Raw genomic sequence first — 20585 nt, 5'->3', positions numbered from 1 at the left:
GCCTATTAAAGTTCTTTGAGAAAGAAAATGCACAAAACTGATGAATTACGTACTGCGAGAGTGGATAGCTTAATTACCCCACAAACTCTCGCTGATGAGTTTCCCATTTCCCAAAAAGTGGCTGATAACGTGACAACGTCACGTAAAAGAATTGAACAAATTCTATCTGGTAAAGATCCTCGTCTACTTGTCATTGTCGGCCCTTGTTCGATTCATGACATTGATGCCGCGATTGAATACGCGAAAAAATTAAATGTATTAAGAGAACGCCATCAAGACCGTTTAGAAATTGTCATGCGAACTTACTTTGAAAAACCACGTACTGTGGTTGGTTGGAAAGGGTTAATTTCTGATCCTAACCTCGACAACTCTTGCCAAGTCAATACAGGCATCCGCTTAGCACGTAAGTTACTGATTGAAGTTAATCAATTAGGGCTAGCTACAGCAACCGAATTTCTTGATATGGTTACTGGACAATATATTGCAGACCTCATTAGTTGGGGAGCTATTGGAGCCCGTACAACAGAGAGCCAAATCCACCGTGAAATGGCATCCGCACTGTCTTGCCCGGTTGGATTCAAAAATGGGACTGACGGTAATATAAATATTGCTATTGATGCGATAAGAGCGGCAAAAGCACAGCATATGTTTTTATCACCGGATAAAAACGGGCAAATGACCATTTACCAAACCAGTGGTAACCCGCATGGGCATATTATTATGCGTGGCGGCAAACAGCCGAATTACACTGCCGGTGACTTAGCCGCAGCTTGCGACAAACTACGTAAGTTTGAATTGCCAGAGCATTTAGTGGTCGATTTCAGTCATGGTAATTGCCAAAAAATTCATCGTCGCCAACTCGAAGTTGCACGAGATATTGCGGAACAAATAAAAGATGGCTCGACCGCTATCAGTGGAGTGATGGCAGAAAGCTTCTTAATTGAAGGTACACAAAAAGTGGTTTCTGACCAACCGCTAGTTTATGGTCAATCGATTACCGATCCATGCCTTGGCTGGGAAGATACCGAACAACTTATTGAAATTCTTGCTCAAGCTGTTGAGTCTCGTTTTAAATAACCCCCATAATTCCAACTTATTTCTTACGATAAGCCCTTTAGTAAAATATACACTAAAGGGCTTTTTATATTCAAAAAAATATAATTATCATTCAAATATAACCAATACGATATAATAATTCAGTTAATTACAAGATAACGATATTTTAATCCAGAAATATCTTGACCCACCACTCACTAACGATAATAATTCTCACTACGAACGAATTTATCCGTTAGATCACCAGTAGCCTAGCCCCTGCTATTCGCTACAACATTACAGAACCAAATAGTTCAAATAAACAAATACGTTACGTAAATACTTATTGCATGCCACCCAGATAATTTATCCAGGCAGCCAGCAAATTCTGAAACCAAAGGAAAGGATTTCCTATGTTGTTTAAATCGATCTCTACATCAGCCCATCAAGAACACAAAATATCATTCTCCGCGCTTGCTGCTACTGTCGTCATGACTGGGTTTAGTAACACAGTTTTGGCTGAAAATTCATCACCTACAAATACAATGTCAAAAACGGATACTCGGGACATTATTCATGTTTCTAGCTCCCCTCTTAGTTTAGAAAATATCGCTGTAGCAGAACAAGTCGATGTCATTGATGCAAAATCACCTGAATATCAATCTGCAACATCCGCCTTAGATTTACTAAAAGGCCAAGCTGGGGTCTTTGTTTCTGGTTCCAATAGCACTTATGGCCAAGGCATTCAAATGCGAGGTTATGATTCACGAGGCGTGAAAGTTACTGTTGATAACATCACTCAGGACTTTTATTCAGGCCTATATGAAGCTACATTTATTGACCCCACCTTAATAAAAAAAATATTTATCCATAAAGGTGCATCATCTGTACATCATGGCGGCGGTGCATTGGCTGGGGTTGTCTCATTCAAAACAATAACTGCAGCTGATATATTAAAACCTGGGCAAAAATTCGGCGGTCAGGTATTCAGCGGTATTAACCGTAATAACCACGGTTACTATGCAGGTGCAACACTGTTGGGCAGAACTGAATCAACGGATACCCTATTCAGCTACAGTCAACGTAAAAAGTACCTACTCGGCTCACCCGAATTTGAAAACGTTGATAATACTGAACAGCTAAATAACTGGATGCTCAAAAGCAGCTGGCTTGCCCACCCTTCATATTATTTGACGTTACAATTAAAAGAATATCGCAACAATAGTTTAGGGGTAAAACAACCCGCTAAACCCACAGAAAAAAATAGATATCCAAATACACCGCATGAAAGGCAAAGCCATCAGCGAGATATTGCCATTAGCCAATTTTTTACACCCAAAAATGAGATAAATTGGCAAGCTCAGTGGGATATTTATTATACAGATTTATATTTAGATCAAACTGATACAGTTAAGATCAAGAAAAAACCAAAAGAGTATGGTTCTGAAGCGCGAAATCAATATACCTATGGGACTAAATTTACTAATAGCTTCACTTTACCTATGCATAACTGGGTAAATCATCATATTCAAAGTGGTTTCGAATATTATCAGCAAAAGCAAACGTCAAATCAGTACGCAATAAGTTATCCACCAGCAGAACTCGACAACATGTCAGGCTGGTTGGTTAATGACATGACATTGCATCAATTACCGTTAACTTTATCAATTGGAACGCGCTTTACACAATACCGCGCATCGAGGGATAATTTCCCTGAAAGTAAACATACCAACTTGTCATCCCGTATGGCTGTTAGTATTACTCCAACCCATTGGCTCAATATTTTTTCATCATACGCTGAGGCATACCGTACTCCACGTATGTCTGAGCTTTATAATAATTCAAACCATTTCACTATACCTTTTTTTGGCACTCGCTCAAACTTTCGCCCATCGCCTGATTTACGTCCAGAAACGAATAAAACCCTCGAAACAGGCGTAAAATTCAGTTTTGATGGGGTACTTATTGATAATAGCGACCTTCAATTTGGTTCAACCTACTTTAAGACCAAATCTAAAAACCATATTGCCCTTGAAGGCCTCTATACGCCAAGGTATGGCCAATGGTTCCCCGATGAACTTTATTATATCAATATTCCCAGCGCATCCATTTATGGCATCGATAGCTTTATAAGCTACAGAACACCATGGTTTGAATTAAATATCAATCACAATAAAACCACAGGTAGAGAAGACAGCTCTCATTATTCTCTTTCGTCTATACGCCCTGAAACACTAACGACTCGGTTAAATATACCGGTTGCTAGTACTGGCTTTACTCTAGGCTGGATTGGGGAATTCTCTGCAAAAACTCAACTTCAAGGTAATGATAAATATAAAAAGTGGCATCACAAATCAAGCCAAGGTTTAGATCGTTATCATAAAGAAGTCATTCAGCATGCAGGCTATAGCATTCATGATTTCTATGTAAATTACCAAGCAGATCAATTCATAAAAGGATTAAGTTCGACTCTTACAATGAAAAATGCATTTGATAAGCAATATGTCTCTTCTATGGGAGTTCCTCAGGAAGGCCGAAACTTTTATATCAACATAAATTACAACTGGTAGTTAAGTAGTAAAAAACCATGTTATCAACTGATTTTATTGAATTTATCGGCAGTATAGAAATAAATCGGTTGTCAGTTGATAACTCATCACTGTGTTTTGTCATTTTATTAAGGAAAAACTTGTGAATTCAGACCTCTATCATGATTACCTACAAGCTAAAAAAACGTACACTCATAAGCACGCCCAAGAAATAGCGGCCTTACTTGGCGTATCAGAAGCCCAATTAATTCATTGTCGTGTCGGCAAAGATAATGTTCAACGATTGGTCAGTAAACCTGTTGATATCCTACAAGATTTAACCACAATAGGGAAAGCTATAGGGATCACTCGTAATCAGTACGCTGTTAGTATTCAAACAGGTGCATATAATAACCCGAAATTTAGCAATCACGGTGGGCTATTTCTAAACCCTAAAGCATTAGACTTACGTATGTTCTTTGCACAATGGAGTTCAATTTTTGCACTCTCTGAAAAAACGTCAGAGGGAACTCGCCACAGCATTCAATTTTTCGATAAATATGGAGATTCTTTACACAAGGTTTTTTCCACCGACAACACTGATATAGCGGCTTGGCAAGCCTTGATAGAACGCTACAGCACATCAGAGAATCCGCCTATAGAACCTAAAACCATTTCACCATTTTCAGAACAGAAAATCAGCGAAGAACTCGCCTCTCAATTAGAACAGCAATGGCGTGATATGACAAATGTTCATCAGTTTTTTGGCATATTAAAGAAACACAATCTAAGTCGTCAGCAAGTTTTTCGCGCTGTTAGCCAAGAATTAGCATGGCAAGTACCTTCAACGGCCTTATCTGATCTGCTTTCCCTTGCATACCAAGCACAAAATGAAGTGATGCTCTTTGTAGGAAATCGTGGATGCGTTCAAATATTTACAGGAAAAATAAATGAACTATCATCACTCTCTGTTGAAAGCTCTCAAACTGATTGGTTAAATATTTCAAGTACAAACTTTAAACTTCATCTCATTGAAAGTGGCATTTCTGAGTGCTGGGTCACACGCAAGCCAACTAAAGATGGCTTTGTAACAAGCCTTGAGGTCTTTGATACCCAAGGTAACCAAATTATTCAAATGTATGGCCAGCGCATAGAAGGCACACCAGAACAAATAGAATGGAGCAAACAAATTCTTTCTATATCTCGCATAAAATAAAAGAATAATAAATAGATAAATGGGCTTCTAATGGTAATTTTCTGAATACCTTCCAACCCCAAATGGGGATTAAGCTAGAGATGAAATTTACCATAGAACCCTTTAATTCACTTACATGAGTGATCCCTCCTAAAAAATTGCCAGTTATGGCGATTATCCACCAGAATAATTTACCTCGGGATTTCCTGTCTATTGTTATAAAAAAACGATTATAAAAGAAACAATATTTTTTCAATTGTTTACTTGGTTAATAATTTCGAATAGCTTGGACAATTATTTTGAACATAATGAACACAGTGCCTTCCCATTACCTGAAAAAAGAACAAACAAAATACAATCACTTGAATTTAAAGAATTTTAAACATACAATGATGTATGTTTAAAATGTTAATTTTTTCAACATCTATTGTAGTGATAGCTATTCTCATTAAAAAACCGCACGTTTAGCCTATCGATATATCGGAAAAACAGGAAGAATAGACCCTAATTTCGTGAGTTATTATTAGTTATTAATGAACAATAGCCTACTTGAGTAGGAGGTAAATATGTCAGAAAGTGTAGTCAACGATATTGTTAAATGGCTTGAAAGCCAGTTGCAGCGCAATGAAGGCATCAAAATCGACACAATTGCCGATAAAAGCGGTTATTCAAAATGGCATTTACAGCGTGTTTTCAAAGAAATGAAAGGTTGCACGCTTGGCGAATACGTCCGTAAACGTCGTTTATTAGAAGCAGCTAAATCATTACGTGAAGGTAACTTACCAATTCTTGATATCGCATTGCAATATGGCTTCAGTTCACAGGCGACATTTACCCGTATCTTTAAGAAACACTTTGATACAACCCCTGCAAAATTTCGCCAATCAGGTGAGTTACCTGAATGCAAAAGCTTTATGACCTGTAACTGTCATAACTAATTATTTTCGAACGTCCTTTCCTATTAATTATTTGCAATTTTATAGTCTATGTCTGAGCCGATTATATCGGCTCTTTTTTTAACTTAACTCATGGACTAACCAGTTTTCTAAATCGGCCAACTGTCCTTGCAATTGCGGCCATTTCACGGCCATCTCTTTGCTCAAAGCGCGTATCGTTTCTGTTTGATATGCTTTACCCGCCAATTGCTCACTTAACCACTCCAAAGGAGATGGGTCTAAGCTATCCGTAAAAAACTGACAGCGATTTATCACACCTTTTTCGATATCGAAATGAAACTCGACTCCTCCCCAAGGAAAACGGGTATCTGAATAATGGGAGAAAGCGGGTGCTTGTCCAAAATTCCACTCCCAACTACTTTGTTTAGCAAAGGTTTCTGCAAAATTTGGTAAGTCAGGTAGTTTTTCAGGGGAGATATACTCTGCTTCGACCGTTTCACCGAAGTAATTAAAAAAGCTCTTAATTATTCCTTCGCAAACAATTTCATGAGAAATATGAGGGACAAGCTCAGATAAATTCGCCACACGAGAACGTACAGAAGTGATCCCTTTGGCCTGTAATTTTTTAGGATCTGGATTCAGATAATTTGCTAAGCGACCTAAATCTGCATTAATCAGTAAGGTTCCATGATGAAAACCTCTATCTTTCGTTTCTCGGTATGCAGACCCCGAAATTTTTCGCAGGCCACTTTCAGTCTCTAAGACTAAATCATTACGACCTGATATTTCTGCGTTAATACCGACAAGCGCCAGCCCATCAACAATAATTTGTGTAGACACCGTTTTATCATATTCCGGCTTTCCTGCCATAAACGTAAAACAGGTATTACCTAAGTCATGAAAAACAGCGCCACCACCACTACTACGCCGAGCTAAACGAACATTATCTTCTTCCATCCTTCGGGTGTTACATTCTTTCCACGGATTCTGCGCACGCCCGATAACCACCGTGTCAGCATTTCGCCAGAGAAACATAACACGTTGGTCAGTTGGCATTTGTCGAAAAATAGTTTCTTCAACCGCAAGGTTAAACCAAGGGTCGTAGGATCCAGAGATGAGTAAACGTACTGTTGACATTAAGCTATCCTTAAAACAAAACTTGCCCTTAAGATAGCATAATCACTGAATAAAATAGTGAATTTAGATACGTCTTGCTTGCCAAAACACTTTTCGCCAATAAACGTTATCCATTGATGAACGGATCACCCCTTTACTCGTTGATGCGTGAATGAATGTATTATCGGTATCGTAAATCCCCACATGCAATCCATTCTCCCCTGAACCTGTTTTAAAAAACACCAAATCCCCTGGCATCAAATCAGATTTATCAATCCGTGTGCCTAATTGAGTTTGATCTACTGTTGTTCGAGGTAACTGAATGGCAAAACGGTCGTTAAATGTGCGATAGACAAAACCGGAACAATCCACACCATTTTGATTCATTCCGCCATAATGATAAGGCGTACCATACCACTGCTCTAGCTGGTCTTTTAATTGCGCTATTGTCATGATGGGATCTGACAACTGTGTTTTTAACGGTGGTGGTGGCGTTCTTTTAACTGGTGTCGATGAACACCCAATTAAAACCAAACACAATAATAGTGGGAGGTGTTGTATTTTTATAACCATAAAGCACCTTCTTCGTCTATCTTATTGCGATAACTTGCTTATATTATAGTGCGTGAAGACGATAATATAAGCAACTAAGAAATTATTCCGTTCTATCACTTGATGATTTATTGGGCCGACTAATTAGCCATACCCCTAATAAAATAAAACCAATTCCAATGGCCTTTAGCCCTGTCGCAGGTTCATTAAACCAAGGTAAAAAAACCGCTAATAAATAAACGAAAACATAGCTTAGACTAATAAGCGGATAAGCTTTATTCAATGCTATGTGTTTTAATGCGAATAGCCAACATAGCATCGATAACGCATAGCACACTAACCCTAAAAAAATAATGCTTAAACTAGCAATGTTAGCCAGTAACCAATCAAATTGTAGCCAATGCCAGCCAAGTGTGAATGAAGGAAGTTCAACTACCCCTGCTTTTAAGCTCAGTTGAGCGACTGTGACTAATAACGCGCTGCCAATCACCCATAAATAGCCCTTATTCATACGCTGATACTCATTAGCAAAATACCAAACATAATGGCCGCAACCCCTAACCAGTGATTAAGCCCTGTTTGCTCTTTATACACAAACTGCCCAATAAGAGTAATTAATACAAAATTAATACTTAGCATTGGATAAGCAATACTCAGCGGCATGGTTTCCAATAATTTCAGCCAAAACAACATGCCAAGCCCTAGCATGAAAACCGCCAGCACCAGCCACCGAAGGGCTGATGCGGTTTTATTGGTTTTCTTACTCTGCCAATTGACGACAGCTTGCTTTTGAGCAACTTGCCCAACACAGGTCAAAACACTCACAAGCAATAGCAGCAGTAGTTGTACGATCATTGTTGATGGTAAACCACTATCGCCATACGTGAATTTTTAATAACTTCATCTGGCTTAGGAATGTCAGGTAAGCCTTCTTTACGGCCTAATAAAAAGACAACAGTTACCTGCCCTTCTTTGCGTGCTTTTTCTAACCACTGTGCAAACTGATCTGGCTTAATTAAGCGATGTTGGCTATCTGGGTATTCCAAACCATAACTGAGCTCCCCGCTGCTATTGTATAAATAGATATTGGAATTCTGCGTCTCCCACGCAAGTCCGGCGGCAACCCCAACATTACTTGCCATCAAGTATTTACTATTCATTAGTAAGTCATGATTTTGATGAATAAAGTTTTGAGGCAATTTAGAATCGATGGTGTTGTTTGGCAAAGCACTACCAATACATAAGCTGACGGCTAAAGAACATGAGGCTGCCCATAACCAGTATTTTGCATTTAATACCGTACATAGATAACCAATAATCGCCCAGATAGAAAATGCAACAACGCCCAACACCATTTTTGACCATTCATCTGGTTCGTACAATGGCTTTTTGATCACCGTACTAATGACAATAACCGCGATAACTGCCGCGATCCCTAATACAATATTAATAATCCCGTTGGCTTTCAATGCCTTCATTTTGCCATTACGAACGCAATCAACCCCGTATTTCGCCATAAGCAATGCAAGTGGCGCCATAAACGGCAACATATATGTAGGTAACTTGCCACGAGAAATACTGAAAAAGATAACCGGAACAACAAACCAACACAGTAAGAAAAACATATCGGGGCTAGACTTTCGTTCTTTCCAGCCTTTCATTAGCGCACCCGGTAGCAACCCAGCCCATGGAATAGCACCAAGAATGATAATCGGAATATAATACCAAAACGGTGCTATATGCTGAGCGTCATCTGCCGTGAAACGCTTAATGTGTTCAATCCAAAAGAAATAATGCCAATAATCAGGCTCTTGTTTTGCAACGGCTAATGCCCATGGCAAACTGATAATAACCGCAGAAACGATTGCGAGCGGCCCATACTTAAGTAATTCAAGGAACCGCTTTTGGTAAATTGTGACAGGAAGCATGACAATCACTGGAATAGCGAGGGCTAAGAAGCCTTTAGTCATAAAGGCCATGCCACATGCCAGCCCAAGGCAAAGCCATGCCGCTAATTTAGATTTGACTTCCCTCGACTTCATTGCCCACAAGCAACAAAACATACTTGCTGCTATCCATAAGGACAACATTGGGTCGAGAACACTGTAGGTCCCGATGGAGAACACCAAGAACATCGAGATATAAATGAGGCTTGCAACATAAGCAACGTGGTTATTACGCCACATCATTTTTGCCATACGATAGACAAGTAATGCACTAAGAAGAATACAAAAAACCGAACCGAAACGAACAGCAAAGTTAGTTTCACCAAAGATCATTTGGCTAATATTGTTTATCCAGTAACCGGCTACCGGCTTTTCAAAATAACGCACATCCAGCATGTAAGGAACAATCCAATCTCCACGCTGTAACATTTCACGGCTAATTTCCGCATATCGAGTTTCATCCGGTTGCCAAAGTAAACGGCTATTCAACGGCAATAAATAGGTTAAGATAAAAAAAAGAGCCAGCAGAGAGGCTCCTACTTTGCTCGCTCGGTTATTCAACATAGGTTGCTTATTCCTCTTCTTGGCAGCCTAACCAGCCTTCACGTCCAGGGAATGGTGCCCTCACCACACGCCCTTTTGGCAATGAATTTAAATCGTCTGGCAGTAATTCACTTAATGTACAGAATTGGATTTCTTCTTGTGTAATTCGTTCCAATAATTGTGAAAATTGTTCCGATTTAGACATTCCCTCCACTTCTGTGTGAATAGTATAAACTGGAACGCCTTGATCTTCTTTAATTGCTTGAAGAATAAAATCATTAAATGCTTCATCACTTACGACTGTTCCCACAACTTCATCGTAAGTTGGCAGTGTAACAGGGATTTGCACTGTCCCAAGTGAGCCATCGGCTAAAATTGGCCTAAATGGATATTTGCCACGACAATCACTGTTGTAGTCAAAGTTAAACATCTGTTTAACTTCTAGCACGCGCTCATCACCTCGCCAGCCCGCAACAGCTGAACACGTCACACGATGCCCAATGGCTTGCTCTAGAGCATCAACCCCTAACTTAACTTGCTCGGTCAGTTGTGGTTTAGTCCATTTAGCAACCTTAGCCTGCCAACCTTGGTGATCCCATGCATGTAAGCCAACTTCATGGCCGGCATCCAAGGTTTGTTTCATCAAGTAGCCTAAATCTTTAGCAATTTTTTTACCCGGCCATGCTGTGCCCGCTAATAAGATATCTAACCCATAAAGGGATGCTGCATTAGACCTAAGCATTTTCCACAGAAATTTAGGACGCAAAAGGCGCCATAAATGGCGCCCCATGTTATCGGGCCCTACACTGAAGAAAAAGCTGGCCTGAATATTGTGCTCTTTGAGCACTTTGAGTAACTGTGGAACCCCTTTTAAAGTACCTTGGTAGGTATCCACATCAATTCTCAAGCCAACTTTTTTCATTAGTCTTTATTACCTAACTCTTCAACGGCACCTTGTAAGAAGAAGTCTAACGTTTCTTCAATGGTATCTTTCATATCGATAGTTGGAACCCAGTCCAGTAAACGGCGTGCATTTTCAACACTTGGTTTACGGTGTTCAACATCTTGATACCCTTGGCCATAATAGCTGCTGCTTTCGATTTCACGGAAGCCCGCAAATGGAGGGAATTTTCCACGTTGTGGGTGTTTTTCGAAGCTTTCCAACAACATTTCTGCTAATTCACGAATACTCGCTTCATTTGTTGGGTTACCGATATTGATGATTTGGCCATCACATTTACCATCTTTATTTTCGATGATACGGAACAATGCTTCGATACCGTCTTTAATATCTGTAAAACAACGTTTTTGTGCACCGCCATCAACCAGTTTAATTGGCGAACCTTCAACTAAATTTAGAATTAACTGAGTAATAGCACGTGAGCTACCAATACGTGCAGAATTCAAGCTATCTAAGCGAGGTCCCATCCAGTTGAATGGACGGAATAAGGTGAATTTCAACCCTTCTTTCGCACCGTATGCCCAAATCACTCGGTCAAGTAATTGTTTAGAAACTGAGTAAATCCAACGTTGTTTATTGATTGGACCAACAATTAAACGTGACTCGTCTTCATCAAACTCTTTATCATCACACATACCATAAACTTCAGAGGTCGATGGGAAGATAATGCGTTTGTTATATTTCACGCAGTAACGTACAACTTTCAAGTTTTCTTCAAAGTCTAATTCGAAAACGCGTAGTGGATTACGGGTATATTCAATTGGCGTCGCAATCGCAACCAGAGGCAGAATAACGTCACATTTTTTGATGTGGTACTCAATCCATTCTGTGTGAATGCTAACATCACCTTCAATAAAGTGAAAACAAGGGTTACCAATAAAACGCTCGATCGCAGAAGAGCCGATATCCATACCATAGATATCGTAGTTGCCATCTTTTAACAGGCGTTCCGTTAAATGGTTACCAATAAAGCCATTGACACCTAAAATAAGAACACGTGTGCGACGCTTAACTTGTGCTGTTGGTTTTGCACCAACGCGGACATCAGTCACGATACCCATTTCGTTAGCAAGACGGCTGCCTTGCATATATAAACCTGTCTCACTTTGGCCGCTAATGACTTCGATAGCACCTTGACCACAAGCGATACGCAGTGGGTCACTCGACAACACCGTACCAGCGGGCTTACCTTGGTTATCATCTAAAATGCGTGCGCGCCAGATAACCATTTTACGTGCGCCTAAATAAGTGAACGCACCTGGATAAGGTTCAGTCACTGCACGAATCAAGCAGTTAACTTCTTTTGCGCTGTTGTTCCAGTTAATCAAGCCATCTTCAGCGGTACGACGACCAAAGTACGTTGCTTGGTTTTCATCTTGCGCAACGGCTTTGTAACTACCTGCTTCGATTAATGGCAGTGTTTTATCCAATAAAACTTCCGCTGCTTCACGGACTTTTGCATGTAAAGTCAGGCTAGTGTCTGTATCGGTAATAGCCACTTTTTCTTGAGCAATGATATCGCCAGCGTCTGGTTTAGCGACCATTTTATGTAAGGTTACACCTGTTTCGCTTTCACCTTTTAATAATGCCCAATTGATAGGTGCACGACCACGATATTTAGGGAGTAATGAGCCATGGAGATTAAACGCACCTTTAGGCGCGATTGCTAACAACTCTTCACTTAACATATCACGATAGTAGAAAGAGAAAATGACATCCGGTTTCATTTCGCGAATGCGCTCAATCCACAATGGGTGATTAACGTTTTCAGGCGCAAAAACAGGAAGTTCCATGTCAGCACTTAAACGCGCAACTGAGGAGTAAAAGTGGTTTTCATTTGGGTCATCAGTGTGTGTAAACACAGCTTGGATATCAAAACCTGCTTTTTCAAGCGCTTTTAGCCCTACGCAGCCAATATCATGATAGGCAAAAACAATAGCTTTCATTAGTCTTCTTCCTGATTTTTGTCGGATTTCGCATCTGCTCCAACGACTTTTTGAATAAAATAACGGGGTCTCGCGCGCACATCATTGTAGATCCTACCGATGTATTCGCCCAGAAGCCCCATGGCAACAAATTGCGCACCAATAAACATAAAGAGTACTGCAAACAGAGTGAATACGCCATCTGCTGCCCACTCTGCGCCCAAAATTAAACGCAACGCCATTAACAATACCGCTAATAAAAAACCGCCAATCGCGATAATACTTCCGACAACACTCAATAAACGCAGTGGTGCCGTAGTTAGGCAAGTTAATAAGTCATACATTAAATTAATCAGCTTCATAAAGCTGTATTTAGAATCACCAAACTCACGTTCTGCATGCGCTACATCAATTTCAATGGTTCTACGTGCAAATGTATTCGCTAGAATAGGAATAAATGTGCTTCTTTCATGGCACTGCAACATAGCTTGAATGATATGACGGCGGTATGCACGTAGCATACAACCGTAATCGCCCATTGAACGCCCTGTTGCTTTCGTGATCATCGCATTAATCATTTTAGAGGCTGTTTTGCGAAACCAAGAGTCTTGGCGATTCGCACGGCGCGTACCAACGACATCATAACCTTGCATTGCAGTTTGGACTAAACGAGGGATTTCCTCTGGTGGGTTTTGTAAATCTGCATCCAAAGTAATCACTAAGTCGCCATCAGCTTGGTTAAAGCCAGCCATAATTGCAGAATGTTGACCATAGTTACGGTTTAAAATAATTGCAATAACGTGGTTATCGGGGTTTTCCGCTGCTTCTGTCAGCATTTTCGCTGAACGATCGCTACTACCATCATCAACTAGAATTAATTCGTAGGATTGAGTTAATTGTTTACATGACTTGATAGTACGTTCTAGCAATTGCGGTAAGCTCTGCTCTTCATTATAGACAGGGATTACTACTGAGACTTTTTTAATCTCATCAAATTCATCTGCGTGTGACACTATTTTGACTCCAAAAGAACTGCTTCTACAGCTTTAACAACCCGCTCAACATCTGCATCAGTCATATCGGGAAATAAAGGTAACGAACACAATGTGGCGCTATTCCATGTTGATTCAGGTAAAACTAATTCAGGGTATTTTTCACGATAATATTTTTGAGTATGTGCTGCGCGAAAGTGCAACCCTGTTCCAATATCATGCTCTTTCAATTTTTCCATGAATGTATCGCGATCAATACCACATTCGGCTTTATCAACACGCACCATAAATAAGTGATTCGCATGTAAATGTGAGTAACTAGGGACACTCAACATTTGTAAAGGGGAATTTTTTAGCAGCTCACGATAACGAGCTGTAAGCTCTGCACGACGCTGATTCAATTGCTCTACTCGTGATAACTGCACCACGGCTATTGCGGCATGAATATCCGATAAATTATATTTAAAACCGGGTTCAACAACCTCTGCTTGAGGCTTACGGCCTTGCATTTGCCTATCAAACGCATCAACGCCTAAGCCGTGAAATTTAAGCGTGCGTACACGCTGAGCGAGCTCATCGTCGTCTGTGGCAACTAGCCCACCTTCCGCACAGGTCACATTTTTGATGGCATGAAAAGAAAAAATAGACGTTCCCTTTTCACCAATCCACTCGTTTTTATATCGTGTACCAACGGCATGCGCAGCGTCTTCGATTAAAGCCACACCCGCTTTTTGAGCAATTAAGCGTAACGCGTCTAAATCACAAGGCGCCCCTGCATAATGTACTGGGATAATGGCCTTTGTTTTTTCTGTTAACGCTTTTTCTACGGCATTAGGTTGGATCATCAGTGTGTCACGATCAACGTCAATCATGACAGGGGTTGCCCCAAGCAACTCAATCATATTGATTGTTGACACCCATGTTTGAGAAGGCGTAATAACTTCATCACCAGGACCAATACCCAATGCCATTAATACAACATGCATACCTGCAGTTGCTGATGACAATGCAATTGCATGCTTGCAGCCATAGCGCTGACAAAAATCGTCTTCTAGTTGATGATTCTGTGGGCCTGTTGTTATCCAGCCTGAACGCAGAACGTTTTCTACTGCTTTGACCTCTTCATCACCAATTGCTGGTTTTGAAAATGGTAAGAAATTGCTCATATTGTTTATAGCCTAGTTTTCGTTGTGAATAGAATATTCTAGTTAATTATACTTTAACCGAACCTCAACACCTGCAAACATTGCGGTATTATCATGCAAAAATGTGTGATACAAACAACTTATTGCACATCGGCTGAATTTATCACCTGCCATACTCGGTGGGATGTGCTGTTTGCTAACTTAATTTCAGACATAAATATGTCAGATAAATTTTTTTCTGTCATGATGCACTCAGGTTTCCCTACTGCAACTAACTGCCCTTGTTTCATCATCCAAATACAAGATGCATTTTTATACGAATGACTAAGGTCATGACCACTCATTATAACGGTTCCTAAGCAATCACAAAAATATTTAATCCATTTATCAAGCATTGCTTGCTGAATAATATCTAAATTATTGGTTGGCTCATCCAATAATATAAACTTTCCTTCGCATTGTTGATTGTCCCAGACTTGCAAAAATGCAGCTATAATTCGAACTCTCTGCCATTCTCCACCCGAAAGTTGGCTAATAGACTGACCCAATAATGATGTAAGTTGAAAGTCTGTACATAAGTGCTCAAAGATACCTGCAGAAAATATTGTTTTAGGCGAAAACAGGCCAATATATTGAAAAACTTTAAGTATAGGGGGTTCGTTAACCCATTGTGGAAGGTAAGCTCGCTGTTTGCTCAATTGAGCAATACGATACTGCCGTATACTTTTCCCATCTATTAAAATATCGCCATCCATGGGTAAATAGCCACTTATTGCACTTAATAATGTGCTTTTCCCCGCACCATTAGCACCCAATATATGAATTTGTTGCCCAGCCAGTACTTGAGCGGAAACATTAACGAGTCGTGTATCGATGGTAATATTCTTAATATCAATAATCAGTTTATTATCCATCACATCTACCGCCACTGTTGATGACGAATTAATAAGAAAATAAATATCGGAGCCCCTAGCGTTGCCGTAATAACACCAATAGGAACTTCAGCATTGGCGATTAATAACCGAGACAATAAATCTGCAGTTAATAACCCTAACGCCCCTGCCACCGCAGAACCAACCAATAATACACGATTATCTGTTAAGCCGCTTAATCTCAATATATGAGGAATTACCAAACCAATAAAGCTTATTGCCCCCGCTATCGCTACACTCAGACCAATTAATACACCACTAATAATAATTAATATAACGCGCCATTTATGAATTGAAATGCCTAATTGGTAAGCTTGTACCGTTCCCAATGAAAGATAATTTAGTATATTCCCTTGAAAAAGCGCCCAAATTAAAAACGGTAAACAACCAATAACCAGACCAATTTGGCGCCAACCAATCCCACTAAAACTTCCCATCATCCAATATAATAATTGCCGCAAATCAAGATTACTGCTCATATACACCATCCATGTCATACAGGCACCACTAATCACACCGAGTGCAACACCGACAAGCAATAAACTGGAGTTATTCAAATTCTTACGACGAGCAAAATAGAGCAATATGGATGTAAATAGTAAGGCTCCTATAATCGCACTACCACTTATTAACCAATAATGCGTCACGCCTGAAGATAGCAATACCGTAAATACCACAGCTACACCCGCACCATTGCTTACTCCCAAGAGTCCTGGTTCTGCCAATGGGTTCTCAAATAAGGCTTGCATGATAGCGCCTGTGACTGCCAGTGAAGCACCGACGATTATCACGGCTAACAGGCGCGGAAAACGAATTTGCCAGACAAACAACTGCGCGGGATCATCCATCCATTGGCTAGGCCAATACCAAATCTCCCCTGCACTGAGCGACAATATTGCAATGATAAAAAGGGAGAAAAACAAAAATACGATTAAACGTATGTCTGATTTATTTTGTTGTTTTTGTAATCCAAGCAAAGAATAAGTCATATATATATTTACTTATTTATTATTGAGTTAGAAAATTACCGTTTTTTATGCAAGATATATTATCACCATAGATTTAAATTAATTTTTAATTTTAACATAATCTCTATGGAAACCTATGAAAGCTAGAAACAATGCACTCAAATCATCACTGATAACAAATCCTCACGAAAATATGCGCCCCTCTAGTGAGAAGAAGAAAGGATTTATAAATTCAATTAGAAAAATTAATGTTCTGTCTAGTATAAAAAACTATATCTTACGCAAGTTTCAATCAAATACGGTCAAACACTATCCCACCTTCTCTACTGAAATGCCCCCAACCTCACCAATTTGTGAAAAAGACAAATTAGCTGCGAAAAAGATAGAGCAAGAAAACATAAAGGCTATCGATTACTGTAAAGAACTCACTGGCGATGAAAAAATGAATTATCTTCAGCTTAATAAACTGGGTAGCGCCATTTTAACTCACCCAAATTACAGGGAAACAATTGGTCTTTTTCGCACATCAGCAAATGCGCTTGAGCGTGATAAATTAGTCTCACACCTACTCGCAGGCAAGCCACTTAAAGAATATCTTTTAAACAAAGATATTGTTGATATTAAAATTCTTACTTCAGCTTACAAAAAGATTGCTGCTAATCTAATAGAAAAAAATATTCATTCATTAGAAACCTCTCCAAAATCCATTCATAAATTAGCCGATGTAGTACAACAAAAATCTGCGTTATTAAAGGAAATTTTCGCTCAAAACTCAATCAATCAAGACAAAAGAGAGCTACTGAAAGAACTAGATAAAAATGCTCAACATACATTTTTATCTCTTGAAAAAACACCGTTAACACTACAATTAGTCATTCCTCTATTCGCTGAAATCACAAAAAATCAGCAAACAAATAAAATGGATGCTTACAACTTAGCAACTTGCTTTGCACCAAGTTTAGTCACTAGCTCAGGCCTACCTTTTGCTTCTCAGATTAAATTAAATAGTGACGCACAAATTTACATAGAAGCTCTAATTAATCACGATTTAAAATTGCAATCCTATGATGTCTAATCAACTCTCAACCACTATCACAGTTTCCAAAAACAAAAGACCGCCTAGGCGGTCTTTTTTCATATCAAACGATATAATTACTCTTTCGGTGTTGCTTTTTCTACACGGCTTTTTAATTTTTGGCCTGGGCGGAAAGTAACAACACGGCGTGCAGTAATTGGAATATCTTCCCCAGTTTTTGGGTTACGTCCGGGACGTTGATTTTTATCACGTAAATCAAAGTTACCGAATCCAGATAATTTTACTTGCTCACCATTTTCTAAGGAAAGGCGAACCTCTTCAAAGAAAGTTTCGACAAGGTCTTTAGCATCACGTTTGCTAACACCCAGTTTTTCAAACAAATTTTCTGACATTTCAGCTTTAGTAAGCGCCATAGGTTTAGTCCCTCAAGGAGGCTTGGAATCGCTGTTTTAACGCAGCAATACACAGATCAACGGTAGCAGTGATCTCTTCTTCTTCCATGGTACGTTGGGTATCTTGGAAGACAAGACTGATAGCAAGGCTCTTATAGCCGTCTGCTATTCCTTCACCACAGTACACATCAAATAAGTTTATGCCAACTATATGATTTATGCCAACTTTTTTACACTCTGCTAAAACTTCAGCAGCAGCCACATCTTCTGGCACGACAACAGCGATGTCACGGCGGTTCGATGGATAGCGCGAAATCGCCTTAGCTTCAGGGATGACACGTTGTGCTATCGCATCACTACGAACCTCAAACACCACCGTACGACCATTTAAATCGAGTTTGCGTTCTAATTCTGGGTGAACCACACCAATAAAGCCAATGTGTTCATTTTCCAGATAAATCCCAGCACTTTGACCTGGATGCAATGCAGGATGTGCCTCAGATTTAAATGTAATTTGATTTAGTTTCCCAGTCAATTCAAAAACAGCTTCAAGATCACCTTTTAAGTCAAAGAAGTCAACAACTTGTTTATCTAATGACCAATGTTCTTCAAATCTATTGCCTGTAATCACCCCTGCAAGCATTGGTTCCTGACGGATCCCATATTCTGCTTGATTATCAGGAGTAAAGCGCAGACCCGTCTCAAATAAACGAATTCTATTTTGTTGACGATTCTGATTATAGACAACCGTTCCTAATAAACCAGTCAACAATGATAAACGCATCGCTGACATATCAACCGAAATCGGGTTAGGTAAAATCAACGCGTCTTGTTGTGGGTGCAGTAAAGCTTGCACTTTAGGGTCTACAAAACTGTAAGTGATGACTTCTTGATAGCCACGGTCAACTAACATTGCTTTAATACGTTTTAAAGGTAAGTTAGCTTCTTTGTGATTAGTCATGGTCAAATCAGCACGTAATGGCACATCAGGAATGCTGTTATAACCATAAACACGAGCGACTTCTTCCACTAAATCTTCTTCGATTTGCATATCGAAGCGCCAGCTTGGAGCAACAACATCCCATGTGTTTGCAGATGCTGTGACTTTGCACCCCAAACGCGTCAAAATATCAGTCACTAACTCATCATCAATAAAGTGACCAATCAAACGGTCTAATTTATTGCGGGTCAGTTTAATATTTGCGGCTTTTGGTAAATGCTGTTCACTGGTTACATCAATAATTTCACCGACTTCACCACCACAAATCTCAACAATTAGCGCAGTAGCACGTTCAATCGCTTTAAACTGTAATTGAGGGTCAACACCACGCTCAAAACGGTGAGATGCATCTGTGTGCAAACCGTAATTACGTGCGCGGCCAGTGATTGATAATGGGTCGAAGAATGCACACTCTAATAAAATATTTTTGGTTTCCGTATTAACACCTGAGTGTTCACCGCCAAAAATACCTGCAATCCCCAATGCTTTTGATTCATCAGCAATCACTAATGTGTCTGATTTTAACGTTGCTTCACTGCCATCAAGGAGAACCAGTTTCTCCCCTTCTTTTGCCATACGAGCAACAATAGCGCCATCTAAACGGTCTAAGTCATAAGCGTGTTGAGGCTGACCCAGTTCCAATAAGACGTAGTTGGTGATATCCACAACCGCGTCAATAGAACGGACGCCACCACGGCGCAACTTTTCTTTCATCCACATTGGCGTTGGCGCTGACACATCAATATTTTTGATCACTCGACCTAAGAAACGTGGGCAGGCATTTGGTGCTTCGACTCGAATTGGGAATGTATCTTTTGTCGTTGCGGTCACGGCGTTAATAACCGGCTCATTTAGCGCTAATTTGTTAATAACAGCGACATCACGTGCAACCCCAAGAATACTCAAGCAATCTGCACGGTTCGGTGTAATGCTGATTTCAATTGCATTATCATCAAGCTTTAGATATTCACGAATATCGGTACCGATAGTGGCATCTAGTGGCAATTCAATAATTCCGCTGTGGTCATCAGAAATACCCAGCTCAGAATAAGAACACAGCATGCCTTCAGAAGGTTCGCCACGCAATTTTGCCGCTTTAATTTTAAAATCGCCCGGTAATACTGCACCCACGGTTGCAACAGCAACTTTTAGGCCTTGACGGCAGTTTGGTGCACCACAGACGATATCTAATAAACGCTCACCGCCTACGTTAACTTTTGTAACGCGCAGTTTGTCTGCATTTGGGTGCTGGCCACACTCAACCACTTCACCAACAACAACGCCGTGAAATTGGCCTGCAACTGCATCTACACCGTCAACTTCCAAACCCGCCATCGTGATTTGGTCGGATAAAGCTTCACTACTGATCGCCGGGTTTACCCATTCGCGTAACCATAGTTCACTGAATTTCATGAGATAGACC

Annotated in this window: 18 protein-coding genes; 5 read left to right on the top strand and 13 right to left on the bottom strand. The window is 40.0% G+C overall.

Annotated features, from left to right (window positions below; translation table 11 throughout):
- The first annotated feature begins 27 nt into the window (after positions 1-27).
- The 4 genes from M1E86_RS08225 to M1E86_RS08210 all read left to right on the top strand — a co-directional run bounded on the left by M1E86_RS08225 (position 28) and on the right by M1E86_RS08210 (position 5696).
- Positions 28-1077 carry a 3-deoxy-7-phosphoheptulonate synthase gene (locus M1E86_RS08225; protein ID WP_248468331.1) on the top strand — a complete coding sequence of 350 codons (1050 nt, stop codon included), beginning with the start codon at positions 28-30 and terminating at the stop codon, positions 1075-1077.
- Positions 1078-1448: 371 nt separating this feature from the next.
- Positions 1449-3605: a TonB-dependent receptor domain-containing protein gene (locus tag M1E86_RS08220; RefSeq protein ID WP_213913261.1), complete on the top strand. Its 2157-nt coding sequence runs from the start codon at positions 1449-1451 to the stop codon at positions 3603-3605.
- Positions 3606-3726: 121 nt separating this feature from the next.
- Entirely contained in the window at positions 3727-4779 is a 1053-nt protein-coding gene (locus tag M1E86_RS08215) for a hemin-degrading factor (protein WP_213913262.1), read from the top strand.
- Positions 4780-5324: 545 nt separating this feature from the next.
- Entirely contained in the window at positions 5325-5696 is a 372-nt protein-coding gene (locus M1E86_RS08210; protein WP_125890958.1) for a helix-turn-helix domain-containing protein, read from the top strand.
- A gap of 78 nt (positions 5697-5774) precedes the next feature.
- On the opposite strand, the gene M1E86_RS08205 is transcribed toward M1E86_RS08210, so the two are convergent.
- From M1E86_RS08205 to btuC, 11 genes are all read right to left on the bottom strand, one after another.
- Positions 5775-6791 carry a lipoate--protein ligase A gene (locus tag M1E86_RS08205; RefSeq protein WP_426099335.1) on the bottom strand — a complete coding sequence of 339 codons (1017 nt, stop codon included), beginning with the start codon at positions 6789-6791 and terminating at the stop codon, positions 5775-5777.
- A gap of 63 nt (positions 6792-6854) precedes the next feature.
- On the bottom strand, positions 6855-7343 hold the full coding sequence (locus tag M1E86_RS08200; RefSeq protein ID WP_125890956.1) for a C40 family peptidase: 489 nt from the start codon (positions 7341-7343) through the stop codon (positions 6855-6857).
- An 82-nt stretch (positions 7344-7425) separates the two neighbouring features.
- Complete coding sequence (gene arnF / locus M1E86_RS08195) at positions 7426-7833, bottom strand: 4-amino-4-deoxy-L-arabinose-phosphoundecaprenol flippase subunit ArnF (protein WP_125890955.1); 408 nt, start codon at positions 7831-7833, stop codon at positions 7426-7428.
- Positions 7830-8177: a 4-amino-4-deoxy-L-arabinose-phosphoundecaprenol flippase subunit ArnE gene (gene arnE / locus M1E86_RS08190; RefSeq protein ID WP_213913264.1), complete on the bottom strand. Its 348-nt coding sequence runs from the start codon at positions 8175-8177 to the stop codon at positions 7830-7832. Before arnE ends, arnF begins: the two co-directional genes overlap by 4 nt.
- On the bottom strand, positions 8174-9832 hold the full coding sequence (gene arnT, locus M1E86_RS08185; protein WP_213913265.1) for a lipid IV(A) 4-amino-4-deoxy-L-arabinosyltransferase: 1659 nt from the start codon (positions 9830-9832) through the stop codon (positions 8174-8176). Before arnT ends, arnE begins: the two co-directional genes overlap by 4 nt.
- 7 nt (positions 9833-9839) lie before the next feature.
- A complete protein-coding gene (arnD, locus tag M1E86_RS08180) occupies positions 9840-10733 on the bottom strand; it encodes a 4-deoxy-4-formamido-L-arabinose-phosphoundecaprenol deformylase (protein ID WP_125890952.1) in 894 nt (297 codons plus the stop codon).
- Positions 10733-12718 (bottom strand): bifunctional UDP-4-amino-4-deoxy-L-arabinose formyltransferase/UDP-glucuronic acid oxidase ArnA, encoded by a 1986-nt coding sequence (arnA, locus tag M1E86_RS08175; RefSeq protein ID WP_213913266.1) that lies wholly within the window; start codon positions 12716-12718, stop codon positions 10733-10735. The genes arnD and arnA overlap by 1 nt, the downstream gene beginning before the upstream one ends.
- On the bottom strand, positions 12718-13710 hold the full coding sequence (gene arnC / locus M1E86_RS08170) for an undecaprenyl-phosphate 4-deoxy-4-formamido-L-arabinose transferase (protein ID WP_125890950.1): 993 nt from the start codon (positions 13708-13710) through the stop codon (positions 12718-12720). Before arnC ends, arnA begins: the two co-directional genes overlap by 1 nt.
- Complete coding sequence (gene arnB / locus M1E86_RS08165; RefSeq protein ID WP_213913267.1) at positions 13710-14855, bottom strand: UDP-4-amino-4-deoxy-L-arabinose aminotransferase; 1146 nt, start codon at positions 14853-14855, stop codon at positions 13710-13712. The genes arnC and arnB overlap by 1 nt, the downstream gene beginning before the upstream one ends.
- Before the next feature lie 119 nt (positions 14856-14974).
- Positions 14975-15748 (bottom strand): ATP-binding cassette domain-containing protein, encoded by a 774-nt coding sequence (locus M1E86_RS08160; protein ID WP_213913268.1) that lies wholly within the window; start codon positions 15746-15748, stop codon positions 14975-14977.
- 5 nt (positions 15749-15753) lie between these two features.
- Entirely contained in the window at positions 15754-16755 is a 1002-nt protein-coding gene (gene btuC, locus M1E86_RS08155; protein WP_213913269.1) for a vitamin B12 ABC transporter permease BtuC, read from the bottom strand.
- A 115-nt stretch (positions 16756-16870) separates the two neighbouring features.
- Between btuC and M1E86_RS08150 the strand changes: the two genes are divergently transcribed.
- On the top strand, positions 16871-17809 hold the full coding sequence (locus M1E86_RS08150; protein ID WP_213913270.1) for a RhoGAP domain-containing protein: 939 nt from the start codon (positions 16871-16873) through the stop codon (positions 17807-17809).
- A 77-nt stretch (positions 17810-17886) separates the two neighbouring features.
- On the opposite strand, the gene ihfA is transcribed toward M1E86_RS08150, so the two are convergent.
- Both ihfA and pheT read right to left on the bottom strand, forming a co-directional pair.
- Positions 17887-18183, bottom strand: a complete 297-nt coding sequence (gene ihfA, locus M1E86_RS08145) for an integration host factor subunit alpha (RefSeq protein ID WP_004263721.1) — start codon at positions 18181-18183, stop codon at positions 17887-17889.
- Between the two features lie 4 nt (positions 18184-18187).
- Positions 18188-20575 carry a phenylalanine--tRNA ligase subunit beta gene (gene pheT, locus M1E86_RS08140; protein ID WP_125890945.1) on the bottom strand — a complete coding sequence of 796 codons (2388 nt, stop codon included), beginning with the start codon at positions 20573-20575 and terminating at the stop codon, positions 18188-18190.
- Positions 20576-20585 lie beyond the last annotated feature (10 nt).

It is taken from the genome of Providencia sp. PROV200 (genome assembly GCF_049901995.1).
Classification (GTDB): Bacteria; Pseudomonadota; Gammaproteobacteria; order Enterobacterales; family Enterobacteriaceae; genus Providencia; species Providencia rettgeri_E.
This window is presented reverse-complemented; position numbering and strand designations above follow the sequence as displayed.